Source organism: Escherichia sp. E14S1 (assembly GCF_004211995.1).
In the GTDB taxonomy this organism is placed as follows: Bacteria; Pseudomonadota; Gammaproteobacteria; order Enterobacterales; family Enterobacteriaceae; genus Escherichia.
In genome coordinates, this window is the sequence record NZ_RHJQ01000012.1 from 198,739 (window position 1) to 218,891 (window position 20,153).

Below are 20,153 nucleotides of genomic sequence, written 5' to 3' on the forward strand. Positions count from 1 at the left end.
TCCATATTGCCGCTACGATTAAGCAAACAAAAAGAGAAGAGGTCGTAATGCGATTCATCATTCGCACAATTATCTTGATAGCACTGGTATGGACAGGATTATTACTCAGCGGATATGGCGTTCTGATTGGAAGCAAGGAAAATGCTGCCGGGTTAGGGCTGCAATGCACATATCTCACCGCCCGAAGCACAAGCACGGTGCAATATCTGCATACTAAAAGTGGATTTTTGGGGATTACAGATTGCCCGCTGCTACGTAAAAGCAATATCGTCGTCGATAATGATTGATAGATAACGGTACAAATATCCACATCAAAACTAATGGATATAAAGTACTTTCATCTTCTGCCCGAACGATATCACTATTAACATTATTTAATCCACGCTAAATGAAGAACCTGTCTGAATTTTATGCAGACAGGTTCTTATTTTAATCAGAATGGATAGTCGTGATACCCCATTTGTGCGGATATTTTGCGCGCTGCCGTATGCAACATAGCCACATACTCCTGCAAACGTTCTTCAGAAAAACGCAGCGTCGGGAAGGAAATACTCAAGCCGGCAATCACGACACCAAAGCGGTCAAACACCGGAACGGCGATGCAGCGCAGTCCTTCTTCCTGTTCTTCGTTATCTTCGCCGTATCCCTGCTCACGGACCTGATCTAACACGGGTAATAACGCCTCTGTGCTAGTGATGGTCCGATCGGTGCTGCGTTTATATTCCACGCCCTCAAGAATTTGCTTCACTTCATCGCGATCGCGCCATGCCAGCAGCACCTTACCAATCGCAGTGCTGTACAGCGGATTACGACGGCCAATCCGTGAATACATGCGCAAATTGTACATAGAGTCAATTTTGTGGATGTAAACGATACTGTCTTCATCCAGTGCGCCAAGATGAATGGTTTCTTTGGTCAAACGGGAGATCTCACGCATCTGGATATCAGCACTGCGAATAAGATCGACGTTTTGTAGCGCACGAGCGCCCAGCTCAAATAATTTCAGGGTCAGAGAGTATTTCTCCGACTCCCCTTCCTGCGCGACATAGCCCAAGGTTTTCATGGTCTGTAAAAAGCGATAAACGGTGCTTTTTGACATCATGACGCGCTGTGACAGCTCGGTTATCCCTATTTCGCGCTCTTCGCCCAGCGCCTGCAAAATGCCAAAAACCTTCAGTACAGAAGATACAGAATCAGGTTGTTTATCCAGATCTGCGTTAGCCATTTATCACCTCATTGCGAGTGTTTTATAAAAATTAGAACTGTTTTTTATTATAATTTCGCGCCAGGGTGGTCGCAATCCATCTTTTGCCGGTTAGTTACAATTCTGCGACATTCACCGTGAATATCAGTGCTAAAATCATACCCCTGTTGATTATTACCAAAAGATATAAAATTCCTATGCCAAAAGTTCAGGCCGATGGCCTGCCGTTGCCTCAGCGGTACGGCGCAATATTAACCATTATTATTGGTATTTCGATGGCGGTTCTCGACGGCGCTATCGCTAATGTCGCCTTGCCAACCATTGCAACCGATCTCCACGCCACACCAGCCAGTTCCATCTGGGTGGTGAATGCCTACCAAATCGCGATTGTTATCTCCTTACTCTCGTTCTCTTTTTTGGGCGATATGTTTGGCTATCGACGAATTTATAAATTCGGTCTGGTGGTTTTTCTGCTCTCATCGTTGTTCTGCGCTCTTTCTGATTCACTGCAAATGCTAACCCTGGCGCGTGTAATACAAGGTTTTGGCGGCGCGGCGTTAATGAGCGTCAATACTGCACTCATCCGCTTAATCTACCCACAACGTTTTCTGGGGCGAGGGATGGGAATTAACTCTTTTATCGTCGCCGTCTCCTCCGCTGCCGGGCCGACGATCGCCGCCGCAATCCTTTCAATTGCGTCCTGGAAGTGGTTATTTTTAATTAACGTACCGTTGGGTATTATCGCCCTACTCCTGGCAATGCGTTTTCTGCCGCCAAATGGTTCTCGTGCCAGTAAGCCGCGGTTTGACCTGCCCAGCGCCGTGATGAATGCGCTGACATTTGGCCTGCTTATTACCGCATTGAGTGGTTTTGCTCAGGGGCAATCACTGACGCTGATCGGTGCTGAACTGGCGGTAATGATTATTGTTGGTATTTTCTTTATTCGCCGCCAGCTTTCCCTTCCTGTTCCACTGCTACCGGTGGATTTACTGCGTATTCCGCTGTTTACACTATCAATTTGTACCTCCATTTGTTCTTTCTGCGCGCAAATGCTGGCGATGGTTTCCCTGCCTTTTTATCTGCAAACCGTACTTGGACGTAGTGAAGTTGAGACAGGTTTGCTCCTGACCCCGTGGCCGTTGGCAACGATGGTAATGGCTCCGCTGGCAGGTTATTTGATAGAGCGCGTCCATGCAGGATTGCTTGGTGCTTTAGGGCTGTTCATCATGGCCGCGGGACTTTTTTCTCTGGTCCTGTTGCCAGCTTCGCCTGCCGATATCAATATCATCTGGCCGATGATCTTATGCGGTGCAGGCTTTGGGTTATTCCAGTCCCCCAATAATCACACCATTATTACCTCCGCCCCGCGTGAGCGTAGCGGTGGCGCCAGTGGAATGTTGGGTACAGCGCGTCTGCTTGGTCAGAGTAGCGGTGCAGCTCTGGTGGCGCTGATGTTGAATCAGTTTGGTGATAATGGTACGCACGTCTCGCTGACGGCTGCGGCTATTCTGGCAGTGATCGCCGCCTGTGTCAGTGGTTTACGCATTACCCAACCGCGCGCACAAGGCTAAAAAAAAGCGCGTCAACCAGGACGCGCTTTTTTATAATTTACTGCAAATTACTTCAGGTATTCACCGGTACGCAGGGCTTCAATACGTTTATCCAGCGGTGGGTGAGTCATGAACAGCTCACTCAGCGATTTGGACTTACCATTGATACAAAATGCCATCATGCTGGTTGCTTCCTGCGGCTCATAGCTGGTTTTCAGACGCTGCAGCGCAGCAATCATTTTCTCACGACCAACCAGTTTGGCTGAACCTGCATCGGCATGGAATTCACGGTGACGCGAGAACCACATGGTGATAATGCTCGCCAGAATACCAAATACCAGCTCCAGAACCGTCGCAACCGCAAAGTAGATCAGCGGGTTACCGTTGCTCTCTTCACCTTCATCACGGTTACCGCCCATAAAGCCCGCGGCAAGCTGCGCCAGAATACGTGAAATAAAGATAACGAAGGTGTTTACCACGCCCTGAATCAGCGTCATGGTAACCATGTCACCATTCGCAATGTGGCTAATTTCGTGGGCAATTACCGCCTCGGCTTCATCCGGGCTCATGTTCTGCAGCAAACCGGTGCTGACAGCAACCAGAGAGGCATCACGACGAGCACCTGTCGCAAAGGCGTTGATATCCGGCGCATGGTAGATAGCTACTTGCGGCATAGCAATCCCCGCCTGACGGGCCTGGGTTGCTACAGTATTGACCAGCCAACGTTCCCTTTCGTTACGCGGTTGCTCGATCACTTCCCCGCCAACAGATCGTAATGCCATCCATTTGGACATCAGAAGCGAAACGAAGGAACCACCAAAACCGAACAGCAAGGCCATAATCATCAGCCCCTGAACGCTGCTCGACTGTATCCCTGTCAGGCTCAGTACCAGCCCGAAAACGACCATGACGGCCAGGTTCGTTAGCAGGAAGAGCGCGATTCGCATCATAATTTTCTTTTTACCTCAGTTTAACAAAACGCAATATGCGATACCCACATCGTATGGGTTACGCGACTATTTTCAAGTCTGGATAGAGCGTAAGTCACCAGAAAGACACAACTTTACATTTTGTAGCATCTGATTTACGGCATCTTGCCACTGTTAAAAAATCAGGCACAATTTCTTGTGCCTGATTGATGTTACTTGACGGGAGCGGGCTGTTCCGCTGGTCTGGATTTTTCCAGCTTCGCCAGATCGAGTGCGATATTCACTGTCTCGTCCAGATACGGATCTGGCTCCTTGTAATCTTTTGGCAAATCATCCAGTTTCTTTAACTCCGGTTTGCCTTCGCGTTTAAAGCGATCGTTCAAGCGCGCCAGACGCATCGCATCATCTTCATTGTTCTCTTTCTCACGCACAGCGTAATTCAGAGAAACAATATTGCGTTTGTCCTTCATGGCATTGAAACGAGCAATATCCTTCATGATGTTCTGGAATTCAGGATCCTTCGCGATGCGCGCATTATGTTCCTTCAGCAATTCCGGCTCAAACGCCGATAAATCGCCTGATTTCACATAGGTTGCAGCATCAATGCTATCCCACGGCAGCGCGTTATCTTCGAATTTCTCTCCCGTTTCCGTCTCTTCATTGCCCGTCGGCATGATGATATCAGGCGTCACCCCCTTACGTTGGGTACTGCCACCGTTAACGCGATAGAATTTCTGGATTGTATACTGCACTGACCCCAGCGCCGGCCATTCAGGACGTAACATCTGATCGTAGATACGATTCAGAGAACGATACTGCTGGACAGTGCCTTTGCCGAATGTTGGTTCGCCCACAACCAGCGCGCGACCGTAATCCTGCATCGCGGCGGCAAAGATTTCTGAAGCCGAAGCACTGAATCGGTCAACCAATACCACCAGCGGGCCTTTATAGAACACCTGGCCGTCGGTATCACTGTCCTCGCGGACTTTACCATTGTTATCACGGACCTGAACAATCGGACCGGAAGGAATGAACAAACCAGAGAGCGATACTGCCTCGGTCAGCGCCCCGCCGCCATTGCTACGCAGGTCGATGACGACGCTGCTGACATTCTGTTTTTCCAGCTTCTGCAACTGAACTTTGACATCGTCTGTCAAGCCAACATAGAAGCCTGGAATATCCAGTACGCCCACTTTTTCTTTGCCGACGGTCTTCACGGACATTTTAACTGCGCGGTCTTCCAGACGAATGCGTTCACGCGTCAGTGTTACCGTACGAGTTTTAGTCCCTTTACCGGCAGGTAAAATTTCTAAACGAACTTTACTGCCTTTCGGCCCTTTGATTAAGGCGACGACATCATCAAGACGCCAGCCAATCACGTCAACCATCGGCTTGCCGGTTTGACCAACACCGACAATTTTGTCACCAACGCTGATAGCTTTACTCTTCGCTGCCGGACCACCTGCCACCATCGAATTGATAACGGTGTAGTCATCATCCATTTGCAGCACCGCTCCAATACCTTCCAACGACAAGCTCATTTCAGTATTGAACTGTTCGGTATTACGCGGGGAAAGGTAGTTGGTATGCGGATCAATTTCGCGCGCAAACGCCGTCATTGCCAGCGAGAACACATCTTCGCTGTTAGTTTGTGCCAGACGGCGAATGGCAAATTTGTAGCGCCGAGTCAGGGTTTCACGAATTTCTTTATCCGTTTTTCCTGTCAGCTTCAGACTTAACTCGTCGAATTTGACTTTGCTGTCCCACAGCGCGTTCAACTCGGCCTCGTTTTTCGGCCAGGGCGCTTTGCTGCGGTCCAGGTTATAAGTGTCGTTGCCGGTAAAATCCATCGGTTTTTCCAGTACCGATAAGGCGTACTGGTAACGTTCAAAACGGCGTTTTTGCGCCAGATTGTAAAGATCGTAGAAAACGTCAAGTTTACCGGAGCGCAGTTCATCGCCCAGCTCATTTTTCTTTTTCGCGAACTGTTCAACATCGCTTGCCAGCAGCACATTGTGGCTGTAATCAAGCAGGTTCAGGTAGCGGTCAAAGATTTTGGCCGAGAATGCCTGATCGAGGTCGAACTGGCGATAATGGGAGCGGGTAAAGCGCGACGTTACGCGCTCACTCACCGTCGCATGCTGCGTCTCTTCCTTTAATACCGGAATCTGATCAGCACGCGTAATATCTTCTACTGCGAAGGTCTGGCCTGCTATTGCAAGCAGGCCAGCTAACGCGGTAAGCCTAAAAAACATGTTCATGCCTGGCCCGGCCTCCGTTTCAGAACACCAGGTGTTCTGCGCGCACAATCAAAGACATACCCGAATTCAGCTGGACGCGGACGCCGTCTTTGGTGATTTCTAATACGGTGGCATCCATCGCATTTTGACCAGCTTTCACCTTCAGGGCTTGTCCGACAGTCAGAGCTGATATGTCAGAAACTGGGGTGTGCTGTTCTTCGCGAGGTGCTTTTACTGTTTTTGGCGCTTTCTCAGCCGGTTTCTGCGCGCGAGGTTTGCGCTCGGCGCCTTCTTTACGGCGTTGCGCGGCAGGACGTGGCTTGCGTTCGCGGCGTGGTGCGTCTTCTTTCTCACCTGCAGCTGCGGCAGCTTCGCGTTTTTTCGCCTGCTGTTCGGCACGCTGCGCCTGGACGCGCGCTTTCGCTTCTTCAAGCTGCTTGCGAGCATGTTCTACATGCTGCTCGTCCAGCTCACCGCATGGGTTGCCGTCGAGATCGACACGCGTCGCGCCTGGTTTAACGCCATACAGATAGCGCCAGCTCGAAGTGTAGAGACGTAAAGCGGATCGCAGTTGCGTTTTGCTAAGGTTCATTTCCCCAGCAACGCGATCGACCAAATCCTGAAAAATACCGATTTTCAGCGGACGCGCTTCACCTTCCGCACTGAAACAGTGGGGAAAACGTTCGGCCAGAAACGCGATTACTTCTTTACTGCTATTCAACTTAGGTTGATTTTCCATGAAATTTCCTGATTACAACGGACGTAGCCAACAAGCGCAGGCATGAACAGGCGTCATTATAATGACGTCATCAGTAAATGCTACGTTATCCGTTGATTATCCTGCGACGCTCGCAAAGAATTTTTTGTAATCCGTCGTTGCAAGCACCTTTTCAAGCTGTGCCACAAGCTGACGTAAGCCTTGCTCGTCCTCGTCTGTAAAGCGACCGAAGACAGTACTGTCGATATCGAGAACGCCAATAATCTGATTTTTCACCACCAACGGCAGAACGATTTCAGAATTACTCGCCGCATCACAGGCGATATGCCCATCAAAGGCGTGAACATCCTCGATTCGCTGTACTTCATTGCGGGCAACTGCAGTGCCACACACGCCACGCCCTACCGGGATCCGTACGCAGGCAATTTTGCCCTGAAACGGCCCGAGTACCAGCGTATCGTCCTCAAGTAAATAAAACCCAGCCCAGTTTACGTCAGTCAGACGCTCGTATAACAAAGCACTGGTATTCGCCAGCGTTGCCAGAAAGCTGGTTTCTCCCGCCATCAACGCATTAAAGTCACGGTTTAAGTCCGCGTAAAATTCTGTTTTGTTCATTATATAATCACTTGGTTGTCTTACCTGGAACTGCCAGCCTATTAAAATAAGCATTAAATGCGTTAATGCTCAAGATCATTCCCATCATGGGTTAAGATAAATGTTAATTCTTATTACATTTGGCATGTCATGGCTCTTAACACCCCACAAATTACGCCGACAAAAAAGATAACAGTGAGCGCAATTGGCGAGGAACTACCGCGTGGTGATTATCAACGTTGCCCGCAATGTGACATGCTGTTTAGCCTGCCCGAGATAAATTCTCACCAGAGTGCCTATTGCCCGCGCTGTCAGGCAAAAATTCGCGATGGCCGTGACTGGTCGCTCACAAGGCTGGCTGCAATGGCTTTTACTATGTTGTTGCTTATGCCGTTTGCCTGGGGCGAACCTCTATTACATATCTGGCTGTTAGGTATCCGTATCGACGCCAATGTAGTGCAAGGCATCTGGCAAATGACCAAACAGGGCGATGCGATAACCGGCGCAATGGTGTTTTTCTGCGTTATAGGTGCACCTCTCATACTGGTGACCTCTATTGCTTATTTATGGTTTGGCAATCGGCTGGGAATGAATTTACGCCCGGTATTGCTGATGCTGGAGCGACTAAAAGAGTGGGTAATGCTGGATATCTATCTGGTCGGCATTGGCGTTGCTTCTATAAAGGTACAGGATTACGCCCATATCCAGGCGGGCGTCGGGCTATTCTCTTTTTTCGCGCTGGTGATTTTAACAACAGTGACATTGTCACATCTTAATGTTGAACAGCTGTGGGAGCGATTTTATCCGCAGCACCCTGCCACGCGTAGGGACGAGAAATTACGCGTTTGCCTGGGTTGTCACTTTACCGGCTATCCCGATCCGCGCGGTCGTTGTCCCCGTTGCCATATCCCACTTCGCTTGCGTCGCCATCATAGTATTCAAAAATGCTGGGCTGCTCTTTTGGCTTCAATTGTCTTATTGTTACCTGCCAACCTGCTGCCTATTTCGATCATCTACCTGAACGGTGGACGACAAGAAGATACGATTCTTTCCGGAATTATGTCGCTGGCGAACAGCAATATTGCTGTTGCCGGAATTGTTTTTATCGCCAGTATCCTGGTGCCGTTCACCAAAGTGATCGTCATGTTTACTTTACTGGTAAGCATTCATTTTAACTGCCAGCAAGGCTTACGCACGCGGATTTTGCTGTTGCGGATGGTGACCTGGATTGGCCGTTGGTCGATGCTCGATCTGTTTGTCATTTCATTAACCATGTCGCTGATTAATCGCGATCAGATCCTCGCTTTTACTATGGGACCCGCTGCGTTTTATTTCGGCGCAGCGGTTATTTTGACTATTCTTGCTGTGGAATGGCTGGACAGCCGCTTACTTTGGGATGCACATGAGTCAGGAAACGCCCGCTTCGACGACTGAAGCGCAAATTAAAACTAAACGCCGTATCTCACCTTTCTGGCTGTTGCCGTTCATCGCGCTAATGATTGCCGGTTGGCTGATTTGGGGTAGTTATCAGGATAGAGGCAATACCGTCACCATCGACTTTATGTCGGCAGACGGCATTGTTCCGGGTCGCACGCCTGTTCGTTATCAAGGCGTTGAAGTCGGCACGGTGCAGGATGTCAGCCTCAGCGACGATCTACGAAAGATTGAAGTCAAGGTCAGCATCAAGTCCGATATGAAAGATGCCCTGCGCGAAGAGACACAGTTCTGGCTGGTGACGCCGAAAGCCTCACTGGCAGGTGTTTCCGGGCTGGATGCGCTGGTCGGCGGTAACTATATCGGCATGATGCCGGGTAAAGGTAAAGAGCAGGATCACTTTGTGGCGCTCGATACCCAGCCAAAGTATCGGCTGGATAATGGTGATCTGATGATCCACCTGCAAGCCCCCGATCTCGGTTCATTGAACAGCGGTTCGCTGGTCTATTTCCGTAAAATTCCGGTGGGACGCGTCTATGACTATGCGATCAATTCCAATAAGCAAGGCGTAGTGATTGATGTCCTGATTGAGCGGCGTTTCACCGATTTGGTGAAAAAAGGCAGCCGCTTCTGGAACGTTTCCGGCGTTGATGCCAATGTCAGTATCAGTGGCGCGAAGGTAAAACTGGAAAGTCTGGCTGCCCTGGTTAACGGTGCGATTGCCTTCGATTCACCAGAAGAGTCGAAACCTGCCGATCCGGAAGATACCTTTGGTCTGTATGAGGATCTCGCCCACAGCCAGCGTGGGGTGATCATAAAGCTGGATCTACCAGGTGGAGCCGGATTAAACGCCGATTCAACGCCGCTCATGTACCAGGGACTGGAAGTCGGGCAACTGACCAAACTGAATTTAAACCCAGGTGGCAAAGTCACCGGAGAAATGACCGTTGATCCCAGCGTCGTCACTCTGCTTCGTGAAAACACCCGCATCGAATTACGTAACCCGAAGTTATCCCTCAGCGACGCCAATCTCAGCGCCCTGCTGACCGGCAAAACGTTCGAACTGGTACCGGGTGATGGCGAACCACGCAAAGAGTTTGTCGTTGTGCCAGGCGAGAAAGCTTTACTGCATGAACCCGATGTTCTGACGCTAACCCTGACAGCACCAGAAAGCTATGGAATTGATGCCGGTCAGCCGCTCATTCTTCACGGCGTACAGGTAGGTCAGGTTATCGACCGTAAACTCACCAGCAAAGGCGTGACATTTACCGTCGCTATCGAACCCCAGCATCGCGAACTGGTAAAAGGCGACAGCAAATTTGTCGTTAATAGTCGTGTCGACGTGAAAGTGGGTCTGGATGGTGTCGAGTTTCTCGGTGCCAGCGCCTCAGAATGGCTCAACGGCGGGATCCGTATTCTGCCAGGCGACAAAGGTGAGATGAAAACCAGTTACCCACTGTACGCCAATCTGGAAAAAGCCCTCGAAAATAGTCTTAGCGATTTACCTACCACGACCGTGAGTTTAAGTGCGGAGACACTGCCGGATGTGCAGGCAGGGTCGGTAGTGCTGTACCGTAAATTTGAGGTCGGTGAAGTGATTACCGTACGTCCACGGGCCAATGCGTTCGATATCGATCTGCACATTAAACCGGAATATCGCAACCTGCTGACCAGCAACAGCGTGTTCTGGGCTGAAGGTGGCGCGAAAGTTCAACTTAACGGCAGCGGCCTGACCGTTCAGGCGTCACCGCTTTCGCGGGCGTTAAAGGGAGCCATCAGCTTCGATAATCTCAGCGGTGCCAGCGCCAGCCAACGTAAAGGCGATAAGCGGATTTTGTATGCTTCCGAAACAGCAGCTCGTGCGGTTGGCGGGCAGATTACACTCCACGCTTTCGATGCCGGAAAACTGGCGGTCGGTATGCCAATTCGCTATCTCGGTATTGATATCGGGCAAATCCAGACTCTGGATCTGATCACCGCGCGCAATGAAGTACAGGCAAAGGCGGTGCTCTATCCTGAATATGTCCAGACCTTTGCGCGCGGTGGTACACGCTTCTCAGTGGTCACACCGCAAATTTCGGCAGCAGGCGTTGAGCATCTTGATACGATCCTCCAGCCGTATATCAACGTCGAACCAGGTCGGGGGAATCCTCGCCGTGACTTTGAATTGCAAGAAGCTACCATTACTGATTCGCGTTACCTTGATGGCTTAAGCATTATTGTTGAAGCGCCGGAAGCCGGTTCGTTAGGTGTTGGTACGCCAGTACTGTTCCGTGGTCTGGAAGTAGGTACAGTCACCGGAATGACGCTGGGGACATTGTCAGATCGCGTGATGATTGCGATGCGCATCAGTAAACGTTACCAGCACCTGGTACGTAACAATTCCGTCTTCTGGCTAGCTTCGGGCTACAGTCTGGACTTCGGTCTGACGGGCGGCGTGGTGAAAACCGGTACCTTTAACCAGTTTATCCGTGGGGGTATCGCCTTCGCCACGCCTCCAGGTACACCGCTGGCACCGAAAGCCCAGGAAGGCAAACACTTCCTGTTGCAGGAAAGTGAACCGAAAGAGTGGCGTGAATGGGGAACAGCACTCCCCCGATAAGCCACATTGCTCCGGCGTGCCTGCGCCGGAGCGTTTATGCTAAACTGCGCGCCTGTTTTTTTGCCAGTGGTACATGCTCGTGGCCCAACACACCGTTTATTTCCCGGACGCCTTTCTGACACAAATGCGCGAAGCCATGCCTTCGACGCTCTCTTTTGATGATTTTCTCGCCGCCTGTCAGCGCCCGTTGCGCCGCAGCATTCGCGTAAATACCCTGAAAATCTCCGTTGCTGATTTCCTGCAATTAACCGCCCCTTACGGCTGGACGCTAACGCCGATTCCGTGGTGTGAAGAAGGTTTCTGGATTGAACGCGATGATGAAGAAACCTTGCCGTTGGGCAGTACCGCCGAGCATTTAAGCGGCCTGTTTTATATTCAGGAAGCCAGTTCAATGTTGCCCGTTGCCGCATTGTTTGCCGACGATAATACCCCACAGCGGGTGATGGATGTCGCCGCCGCGCCTGGTTCAAAAACCACACAAATTGCCGCTCGCATGAATAACGAAGGGGCGATTCTTGCCAATGAGTTTTCCGCCAGCCGGGTAAAAGTGTTACATGCCAATATCAGTCGCTGCGGTATCCGTAACGTGTCTCTGACTCATTTTGATGGCCGCGTCTTTGGTGCGGCGTTACCAGAAATGTTCGACGCCATTTTACTGGACGCCCCCTGCTCTGGCGAAGGCGTGGTGCGTAAAGATCCCGACGCACTGAAAAACTGGTCACCAGAAAGCAATCAGGAAATTGCTGCCACCCAACGGGAACTGATCGACAGTGCCTTTCATGCATTACGCCCTGGCGGTACGCTGGTTTACTCGACCTGTACCTTAAACAAGGAAGAAAACGAAGCCGTTTGCTTGTGGCTGAAAGAGACTTACCCCGATGCAGTAGAGTTTTTACCGCTGGGCGATCTCTTCCCTGGTGCGGACAAGGCACTCACCGAAGAAGGCTTTTTGCACGTTTTCCCGCAAATTTACGACTGCGAAGGCTTCTTCGTTGCCCGGTTACGCAAAACACAGTCGATTCCCGCCTTACCCGCACCGAAATACAAAGTGGGTAATTTCCCGTTTAGCCCAATCAAAGATCGCGAAGCCGCACAAATTCGCCAGGCGGCGACTGCCGTTGGCTTACAGTGGGATGAAAATCTGCGCCTCTGGCAGCGCGATAAAGAACTCTGGCTGTTCCCTGCGGGTATTGAAGCCCTGATCGGTAAAGTCCGATTTTCCCGTCTGGGAATTAAGCTTGCTGAAACGCATAACAAAGGTTATCGCTGGCAGCATGAAGCGGTTATTGCCCTGGCCTCCCCCAACCATACGAACGCTTTCGAACTGACGCCTCAGGAAGCGGAAGAGTGGTATCGCGGGCGCGATGTTTACCCGCAAACCGTGCCAACTACGGATGATGTGCTGGTAACCTTCCAGCATCAGCCAATAGGTTTAGCCAAACGTATTGGCTCGCGACTGAAAAACAGTTACCCGCGTGAACTGGTGCGCGATGGGAAACTTTTTACCGGTAACGCCTGATAGCGCACAAAAAAAGCGCACTTTTTGACTGGCACATTCGCCTGCCTCAACTACGCTGAAAAATGGTGCGATCGGACTGGTCGTACCACAACCGGCAGATAAATGGAGAGCACGAAGATGAAAACCAGTGTGCGCATAGGCGCTTTTGAAATCGATGACGGCGAGTTACACGGCGAATCGCCAGGTGATCGAACATTAACAATTCCTTGTAAATCTGACCCCGATTTGTGTATGCAACTGGATGCCTGGGACGCCGAAACCAGCATTCCAGCTCTACTAAACGGCGAACACTCTGTCCTGTACCGTACCCGCTACGATCAAAAGTCTGATGCCTGGATTATGCGTCTTGCCTGATCCAAAAAGAACCCGTCGGCATGACGGGTTATTTATTCTGGTTATTTCCCCGAAGTAAAATCCTCTCCTAAACTTAACGGTACGGCACCACACTTCGAGGATGAAATGTTCGCGCTGGTACTTTTTGTTTGCTATCTGGACGCTGGCTGTGAAGATATTGTTGTTGATGTTTACAACACGGAACAGCAGTGCGTCTACTCAATGGACGATCAACGGATCCGCCACGGCGGCTGCTTTCCTGTTGAGGATTTTATTGATGGGTTCTGGCGGCCCGCGCAGGAGTACAGTGACTTTTAATTACTGGAGTTGTTCCATTGTGAGTGTCCCTCCGAAGACGGCGCCGGTGTCTATATAATGCAAGTTTCCAATATCTACTCGATGAGGTAACGGCGTATGTCCAAACCAGAAATGGTCAGCACCGGTAATTCCCTGCCCTTTTTGGCCTTCACGTAATCGCGAACGACTCCACAATACCTGGTGCAAATCGACGTCCTTTTGCCATTGATAAACGTCGTCAGGATAATCAGCATGGGCAATAACGTGTTTGCCAGTGCGACTGTTTAATTCAAGAATAAAAGGCAAATGCTGGCATTTGCTGAGCGCCCTTTCTGCTTGCTTCTGTTGCTTATCTGCCAGCGCAGCAAACCAGTCGCCACCGTTCATATACCATAAAGACATCTGCTGCACGGCCAGCGCATCTATCGCCATCTGCTCATGATTGCCTCTTACCGCTCTGACCCAGCGTTGCTCCAGTAGTTGAAGACAACGTAAACTCTCCGGACCACGATCAATAACATCTCCTACCGAGATCAATAAGTCTTGCCACGGGTCAAAACGGCAATGCCATAATTTGATACGCAGTAGCCCAAGGCAGCCATGAATATCCCCCACCAACCAGATATGTCGCCAATGGCTGCCATCAATTTTCTGATAGGTGCGGCCTGCCTCTTTCATCAATTTTTTACTCCCGCGCAGAAGGTCACATTATTTTAACATAAATGTTAAAAAAGGCTGGACTGAAGCAGTAGAGTGTGTGTTATGGTTGATTGTGAAGTCAGCACAGGGAAAACAGTGATGTATTCATCCGCTGGCTTAATAGATAAAAAGAGACCGAATACGATTCCTGTATTCGGTCCAGGGAAATGGCTCTTGGGAGAGAGCCGTGCGCTAAAAGTTGGCATTAATGCAGGCTTAGTTGCCTAGCCCTTTAAGAATAGATGACGACGCCAGGTTTTCCAGTCCACACGAAAAGTGGTCAGAAAAAAGCGTCTTAATCATCGTTTTAAAAGTAAAAAAAACGCCCAATCTGATAAAAGATCCTGGGCGTTTTTTTTGGCAAATCAAAAGACTAATTCAGGTAATCAGCAAAGTTTTTCAGCTCGTTCTATAAATGGCATCAGGCTCATTTTTTCACCGGGTTTGTTGGGATCTTCAATCTGGATCACTGAAATAGGCTGGGCCTTAGTCTTCCCACTGGAAACCTCTTTTTGCGCAACATCGTTCAAAGGGTATTGCACCAGGGTGCTGGGGTTAATGACATACAGCGCATTACCTGGTCGGCATGTCAACATCACTTCTTCGCGATTAAACGCCCATTTGTCTTTGCCAATTTCAAAACGGCTGACGGTAATCACCTGAGGAGCCGCCAGCGCCGCAGTGGAACTGGTGAGCAACAAAAACGCCAATATACTTTTTTTCATCATTTATCGTAATCCATCAAAACGGTTCCAGAGTCGCTAGCAGGCTGATAATCACCAGTACCACCGCGCCTATCGCCCATTCGAGTTGAGTCATCCATACAAACCAGGGAACAGCCCGGACTTCATCATGCCGCATTCTCGGGACCAGAACATAACGATTTGCCAGCGCGATAACCACCATAATCATTACCAGTATGACTTTGAGCAATAAGAGCTGGCCCCAGTAAGTGGCAAGCGTGGGGGGAAATCCCGTGATTAGTAATGCATTGAGCACACCACTTACTAGCACGCCAATGACAGCAAAATGTCCGCACCAGGAAAAACGCATCAGCGCATGAATGGCCGGGCGTCTCCAGCGCCCTTTCACCAGCCGCATACACCAGACAACCGGCAGTAGCCCTCCAAACCATGCTGCAGCACAGATAAGATGTACGGCATGATTGGTCTGATGAATTTTTGCGGTTAATCCTTCATTTAATGTCGCGTGTCCCATACCCGCCATCAGGATAAATTGCGCGGTAGTCAGCATGAACAGTAACCGCAACATATTCCGTGGTTGCATCAGAACGACGGTCAACGTAACGAGAGCGAGAACGATTTGCCAGATCCAGACGCCTCCGAAGTGCGTTTGTAACACCGACTGCCAGATGCTCAGCGAAACGACATCTGGCCATCCCGCGCCCATCAACCCACCCTGAACGGCGAACATCGCTGCGGCACTGATCAAACTCCATGCGGCTACGTGCTGTTGTAAACGCAAAAAACGCTTCGTCAATAATCGACGAATCGTCACTGGTGCCAACCATGCCCCGTACATCGCGAAGCCAAAAACCAGCATCAGAGAGATAAAATGGATAAATCGCAGTGTGACCCAGGTAAGCGCTAGCATGCTTTATTTCACTGTAAAGGTGTACTGCCCTTTGGTTTTATGTCCGTCCACCGAAACAACATGCCAGTCAACGGTATAACTTCCGGGATTCAGGGCATCGGCAAGCGGAACGATCAATTGCTTTTTGTCTTGTTCATTACGTTTCGCGGGTAATGTTTTAACATTTTCATTCTTCGGGCCGATGATTTTGGCCCCACTGAATCCAGGTTCAATACCTTCAGAGAAATTTAAAGTAATGGCCTGTGGGGCAGCGGTGACCGCCGCATTCGCCGCAGGATACTGGTGAGTCAGGTGCGCATGAGCCCAGACGGAAGGGGCCGCCAGCGAACCGGCAATTATTGCCAGTGTATAACGAAGAGAACGCGCAGTTGAAACCATATTATCTATTCCTTTTTGTAATGAGTTTTTTACAGAGCATAACCTTGTCTAATGAGAGAGTCGAGGATCATCAATTCAGGCTTGCCATCCTGGCTGACTCTTAGTAACTTTTGCCCGCAATTAACGAGGAGACACCGTATGCTGAAGAATCTGGCCAAACTGGATCAAACTGAAATGGATAAAGTAAATGTCGATCTGGCCGCTGCCGGAGTGGCATTTAAAGAACGGTACAATATGCCGGTGATTGCTGAAGCGGTTGAACGTGAACAACCGGAGCACTTGCGTGGCTGGTTTCGTGAGCGCCTTATCGCCCACCGTCTCGCCTCTGTAAATCTGTCACGTTTACCTTACGAGCCCAAACTTAAATAAACCTTATATTAAGTTACACTTTCTTACATGGTGCCTGCTAAATTATAAGTATTTTCTCATACACGCCATTATTCGCAGACACTATGAAAAGGAAGTCATCATGTCGTACTGGAAAGTTGCAGCAGCACAATATGAGCCTCGTAATGCTTCACTCACTGAACAGGTAGCCCATCATCTGGAGTTCGTGAGGGCTGCCGCCAAGCACCAGTGCGAACTGTTGGTTTTTCCCTCACTTTCTCTACTGGGATGCGATTACAAACGTCGTCCGCTTCCGTCTCCGCCCGATCTCTCGCTTTTAGACCCGCTTTGTTATGCAGCAACAACCTCGCGAATGACCATTATTGCTGGCCTTCCCGTTGAATATAATGAGCGGTTTATTCGCGGTATTGCAGTATTCGCCCCCTGGATGAAAACGCCAGGAATTTATCATCAAAGTCATGGTGCATGCCTGGGTCAACGTTCCGAAACCATCACTGTAGTGGATGGCCAACCGGAAGGTATTGATATGGACCCGACTTGTTCACTTTTTACAACCGGGCAATGCATCGGTGAACCTGACCTATTGGCTTCGACCCGACGTTTAGAGTTTTTCTCACATCAATACTCCATCGCTGTGCTAATGGCGAACGCCCGTGGTAACAGCGCACTGTGGGATGAACATGGCCGCCTTATTGTTCGCGCCGATCGCGGTTCTCTTTTGTTGGTTGGTCAGCGCTCTTCGCAGGGTTGGCAAGGCGATATCATTCCATTACGCTAGGCGTTTTCTTCCTGGAGCATGACCATGTTGCGCATTATCGATACAGAAACCTGCGGTTTGCAGGGAGGGATCGTTGAAATTGCCTCTGTTGATGTTGTTAACGGGAAAATCGTCAACCCTATGAGCCACCTGGTGCGTCCCGACCGTCCCATCAGTCCACAAGCCATGGCGATTCACCGTATTACAGAGTCCATGGTTGCTGACAAACCGTGGATTGAAGAAGTTATCCCGCACTATTACGGTAGCGAATGGTATGTCGCCCACAATGCCAGCTTTGACCGCCGGGTGTTGCCAGAAATGCCCGGTGAGTGGATTTGCACCATGAAACTGGCTCGTCGTTTGTGGCCAGGAATCAAGTACAGCAATATGGCACTGTATAAATCGCGCAAGCTGAATGTCCAGACACCATCGGGTCTGCATCACCACCGCGCGCTGTATGATTGCTATATTACCGCAGCCCTGCTTATCGATATTATGAACACGTCAGGCTGGACGGCGGAGCAGATGGCGGATATCACCGGGCGGCCGTCGTTGTTGACGACGTTCACGTTTGGCAAGTATCGCGGTAAAGCCGTATCAGACGTTGCAAAGCGCGATCCGGGCTATCTGCGCTGGTTGTTTAACAACCTTGACAGTATGAGCCCGGAGTTACGTTTAACCTTGAAGCATTATCTGGAGAGTGTTTAACCCGCTGATTGGCCTGGTAATGTCCCCTGCGCCAGGGCTATCAGAAAAGCATATTCCATCGCCACACCTTCGTAGGATTTAAAACGTCCGGATTTACCGCCATGCCCTGAATCCATGTCGGTACAAAGCAATAATAGATGGTTATCAGTTTTAAGCTCGCGCAGCTTAGCCACCCATTTTGCCGGTTCCCAGTATTGCACCTGTGAATCGTGTAATCCGGTCGTTACCAGCAGATGCGGATAAGCCTGAGCCGTGACATTGTCATACGGGCTGTAGCTTTTCATATACTCATAATATTGCGGATCCTGCGGATTTCCCCACTCTTCAAATTCGCCGGTAGTAAGAGGAATCGACTCATCAAGCATCGTTGTTACAACATCAACAAACGGTACCTGGGCAATCACGCCGTGGAATAACTCGGGGCGCTCATTAATTGCAACGCCCATCAACATACCGCCAGCACTGCCCCCCATCGCATAACAGAGTGAAGGTGAACCGTAGCCCAGTTTTAACAATGCGTCGCAGGCATCAAGATAGTCATTAAAGGTATTTTTCTTTTTCAGGAATTTACCGTCTTCGTACCATTGCTGCCCCAGTTCGCCGCCACCACGGACATGGACAATGGCGTAGACAAAACCGCGATCCAACAAACTCAGGCGGCTAAAACTAAAATCGGCATCAATGCTTGCGCCGTAAGAGCCATATCCATATACCAGCAGCGGGTTGTGGCCTTTCTGGAAATGCTTGCGATGATAGACCAGCGAAACAGGCACTTCGACGCCATCACGGGCAGTGATCCACAAGTGTTCGCTGCGGTAATTCGCCGCATCGAAACCGGGGACTTCCGTTTGTTTTAATACCCGACGCTCTCCAGTATCCATATCCAGTTCAAACAATGTATCTGGCGTAGTCATGGAGGAATAGCCATAACGCAATCGTGAGGTTTCAGGTTCCGGGTTATAGGCAATCCAGGTAACGTAAGCCGGATCATCAAAGGCAATGCCGATAACCTCCCGCGTTTTGCGGTTGATTTGCCGCAGACTGGTTAACCCACGCTGACGCTCTTCAACCACCAACCAGTCAGTAAACAGCGTAAAGCCTTCGAGCATGATGTTATCGCGCGGTGGGATTAACTCTTCCCACTCTTGCTCATCACGCATACGGGTACGGTATAAGCCAAAATTTTTGCCGTTGCGGTTGGAGCGCAGATAAAACCGATGCTGGTAGTGATCAAGACTGTATTCGTGATCTTTGCGACGCGGTAAAAAGACAAACGGCTCGGCATCGGCCAGCTCTGCATCCAGCAGCCGAACTTCACTGGTAGTAGCGCTGGCAAGATGAATAACCACATAGTGTTTCGACGTCGTTTTATGTAGGCTGACGTAAAAGGTATCGTCTTTTTCTTCGTAAATCAGTTTGTCTTCAGATGCTGGAGTGCCAATGGCATGCCGCCAGACCTGATACGGCAACAACGTCACTGGATGCTTGCGAACATAATAAAATGTCCAGGAGTCATTCGCCCAGACAAAGCTGGGTTCCACGTTATCCAACAGTTCGGGATACCAGTTGCCCGTTTCCAGATTGCGAAAACGGATACCGTACTGGCGTCGGGAAAGAAAATCTTCTGCAAGTGCCATGATCGTGTTATCGGGCGTAATCGCCATTCCGCCCATTGAATAAAATTCACTGTGCGCCGCCCGTTTGTTCGCATCGAGCAGAGTCTCCCATTCGTCCCACTCTTCACTGAACGCCGACTGACGCTGGTAGATTGCATATTCACAACCAGGTTCATAAATTTGCCGGTAGCGATAGCCATTTTTGACGTAAGGTGCAGAGACTTCTCTTTGCGGTATGCGGTCAATGATTTCTTTTAATATCCGATCCTGCAAAGCTTGTTGCGACGCCATGACCTGATGACCGTAGCTATTTTCTTGTTGCAGGTAATCCAGCACTTCCGGCTGCGAGCGTGTGTCGTCCCGCAGCCAGTAGTAATTATCGATGCGCGTGTCGCCATGAAGCGTCATGGCATGGGGGATGCGGGCGGCTTTTGGTAGCATGTTATTGTTCTTTCTGGTTGAAACATCTTATAAGGGTGGCAAAACTCACCCGGGATGCAAGCGAAACAGGGCGGTCATTGTATAGATGATGACAGGTAATGGTGTGAAAATCGAAAGGATGTCGCCAGCGAAAATTAATTCGCTCAAATAGCTGTGCGGTTTTGTATAGCCC

20 protein-coding genes are annotated in these 20,153 nt (G+C 50.0%); 10 read left to right on the forward strand and 10 right to left on the reverse strand.

From position 1 onward, the window contains the following. The first annotated feature begins 47 nt into the window (after positions 1-47). Entirely contained in the window at positions 48-287 is a 240-nt protein-coding gene (locus tag D9734_RS14700; protein ID WP_130208729.1) for a YobH family protein, read from the forward strand. Between the two features lie 146 nt (positions 288-433). Here D9734_RS14700 and kdgR read toward each other — a convergent pair whose 3' ends face one another. Beyond that, complete coding sequence (gene kdgR, locus D9734_RS14705; protein WP_096849880.1) at positions 434-1,225, reverse strand: DNA-binding transcriptional regulator KdgR; 792 nt, start codon at positions 1,223-1,225, stop codon at positions 434-436. Between the two features lie 176 nt (positions 1,226-1,401). Here kdgR and D9734_RS14710 point away from each other — a divergent pair, with 176 nt between their 5' ends. Further along, positions 1,402-2,775: an MFS transporter gene (locus tag D9734_RS14710; protein ID WP_130208451.1), complete on the forward strand. Its 1,374-nt coding sequence runs from the start codon at positions 1,402-1,404 to the stop codon at positions 2,773-2,775. Positions 2,776-2,822: 47 nt separating this feature from the next. Here D9734_RS14710 and htpX read toward each other — a convergent pair whose 3' ends face one another. From htpX to msrC, 4 genes are all read right to left on the reverse strand, one after another. Further along, the gene (htpX, locus tag D9734_RS14715) at positions 2,823-3,704 is read right to left on the reverse strand and encodes a protease HtpX (RefSeq protein WP_000984517.1); all 882 of its coding nucleotides are present in this window, start codon (positions 3,702-3,704) and stop codon (positions 2,823-2,825) included. Positions 3,705-3,895: 191 nt separating this feature from the next. Continuing rightward, positions 3,896-5,944: a carboxy terminal-processing peptidase gene (gene prc / locus D9734_RS14720; RefSeq protein ID WP_130208453.1), complete on the reverse strand. Its 2,049-nt coding sequence runs from the start codon at positions 5,942-5,944 to the stop codon at positions 3,896-3,898. A 19-nt stretch (positions 5,945-5,963) separates the two neighbouring features. Beyond that, positions 5,964-6,662 carry an RNA chaperone ProQ gene (gene proQ / locus D9734_RS14725; RefSeq protein ID WP_000431365.1) on the reverse strand — a complete coding sequence of 233 codons (699 nt, stop codon included), beginning with the start codon at positions 6,660-6,662 and terminating at the stop codon, positions 5,964-5,966. Between the two features lie 96 nt (positions 6,663-6,758). Beyond that, on the reverse strand, positions 6,759-7,256 hold the full coding sequence (gene msrC / locus D9734_RS14730) for an L-methionine (R)-S-oxide reductase (RefSeq protein ID WP_130208455.1): 498 nt from the start codon (positions 7,254-7,256) through the stop codon (positions 6,759-6,761). A gap of 129 nt (positions 7,257-7,385) precedes the next feature. Here msrC and yebS point away from each other — a divergent pair, with 129 nt between their 5' ends. The 5 genes from yebS to D9734_RS14755 all read left to right on the forward strand — a co-directional run bounded on the left by yebS (position 7,386) and on the right by D9734_RS14755 (position 13,441). Next, the gene (gene yebS / locus D9734_RS14735; protein WP_130208457.1) at positions 7,386-8,669 is read left to right on the forward strand and encodes a membrane integrity lipid transport subunit YebS; all 1,284 of its coding nucleotides are present in this window, start codon (positions 7,386-7,388) and stop codon (positions 8,667-8,669) included. Then, positions 8,638-11,271 (forward strand): lipid-binding membrane homeostasis protein YebT, encoded by a 2,634-nt coding sequence (gene yebT / locus D9734_RS14740; RefSeq protein WP_130208459.1) that lies wholly within the window; start codon positions 8,638-8,640, stop codon positions 11,269-11,271. The genes yebS and yebT overlap by 32 nt, the downstream gene beginning before the upstream one ends. Before the next feature lie 79 nt (positions 11,272-11,350). After that, positions 11,351-12,790 carry a 16S rRNA (cytosine(1407)-C(5))-methyltransferase RsmF gene (gene rsmF / locus D9734_RS14745; RefSeq protein ID WP_130208461.1) on the forward strand — a complete coding sequence of 480 codons (1,440 nt, stop codon included), beginning with the start codon at positions 11,351-11,353 and terminating at the stop codon, positions 12,788-12,790. 117 nt (positions 12,791-12,907) lie between these two features. Then, positions 12,908-13,144 carry a YebV family protein gene (locus tag D9734_RS14750; RefSeq protein ID WP_002431586.1) on the forward strand — a complete coding sequence of 79 codons (237 nt, stop codon included), beginning with the start codon at positions 12,908-12,910 and terminating at the stop codon, positions 13,142-13,144. A gap of 105 nt (positions 13,145-13,249) precedes the next feature. Beyond that, positions 13,250-13,441: a YebW family protein gene (locus tag D9734_RS14755; RefSeq protein WP_130208463.1), complete on the forward strand. Its 192-nt coding sequence runs from the start codon at positions 13,250-13,252 to the stop codon at positions 13,439-13,441. Here D9734_RS14755 and pphA read toward each other — a convergent pair whose 3' ends face one another. The 4 genes from pphA to yobA all read right to left on the reverse strand — a co-directional run bounded on the left by pphA (position 13,442) and on the right by yobA (position 16,111). Further along, positions 13,442-14,098 carry a protein-serine/threonine phosphatase gene (gene pphA, locus D9734_RS14760; RefSeq protein ID WP_130208465.1) on the reverse strand — a complete coding sequence of 219 codons (657 nt, stop codon included), beginning with the start codon at positions 14,096-14,098 and terminating at the stop codon, positions 13,442-13,444. It lies immediately after the preceding gene. Positions 14,099-14,505: 407 nt separating this feature from the next. Beyond that, entirely contained in the window at positions 14,506-14,847 is a 342-nt protein-coding gene (locus D9734_RS14765) for a YebY family protein (RefSeq protein WP_130208467.1), read from the reverse strand. A gap of 13 nt (positions 14,848-14,860) precedes the next feature. Next, positions 14,861-15,733, reverse strand: coding sequence for a copper homeostasis membrane protein CopD (gene copD / locus D9734_RS14770; RefSeq protein ID WP_130208469.1), 873 nt, complete (start codon positions 15,731-15,733; stop codon positions 14,861-14,863). 3 nt (positions 15,734-15,736) lie between these two features. Beyond that, positions 15,737-16,111 carry a CopC domain-containing protein YobA gene (gene yobA, locus D9734_RS14775; protein WP_130208471.1) on the reverse strand — a complete coding sequence of 125 codons (375 nt, stop codon included), beginning with the start codon at positions 16,109-16,111 and terminating at the stop codon, positions 15,737-15,739. Positions 16,112-16,249: 138 nt separating this feature from the next. On the opposite strand from yobA, the gene holE reads away from it, so the two are divergent. The 3 genes from holE (at position 16,250) to exoX (ending at position 17,924) form a co-directional block, all read left to right on the forward strand. Then, entirely contained in the window at positions 16,250-16,480 is a 231-nt protein-coding gene (gene holE / locus D9734_RS14780; RefSeq protein WP_000916758.1) for a DNA polymerase III subunit theta, read from the forward strand. Between the two features lie 100 nt (positions 16,481-16,580). After that, positions 16,581-17,237 carry a carbon-nitrogen hydrolase family protein YobB gene (yobB, locus tag D9734_RS14785; protein WP_130208473.1) on the forward strand — a complete coding sequence of 219 codons (657 nt, stop codon included), beginning with the start codon at positions 16,581-16,583 and terminating at the stop codon, positions 17,235-17,237. 24 nt (positions 17,238-17,261) lie between these two features. Continuing rightward, positions 17,262-17,924 (forward strand): exodeoxyribonuclease X, encoded by a 663-nt coding sequence (gene exoX, locus D9734_RS14790; protein ID WP_130208475.1) that lies wholly within the window; start codon positions 17,262-17,264, stop codon positions 17,922-17,924. Here exoX and ptrB read toward each other — a convergent pair. After that, on the reverse strand, positions 17,921-19,981 hold the full coding sequence (gene ptrB / locus D9734_RS14795; protein ID WP_130208477.1) for an oligopeptidase B: 2,061 nt from the start codon (positions 19,979-19,981) through the stop codon (positions 17,921-17,923). The genes exoX and ptrB overlap by 4 nt on opposite strands. Between the last annotated feature and the right edge of the window lie 172 nt (positions 19,982-20,153).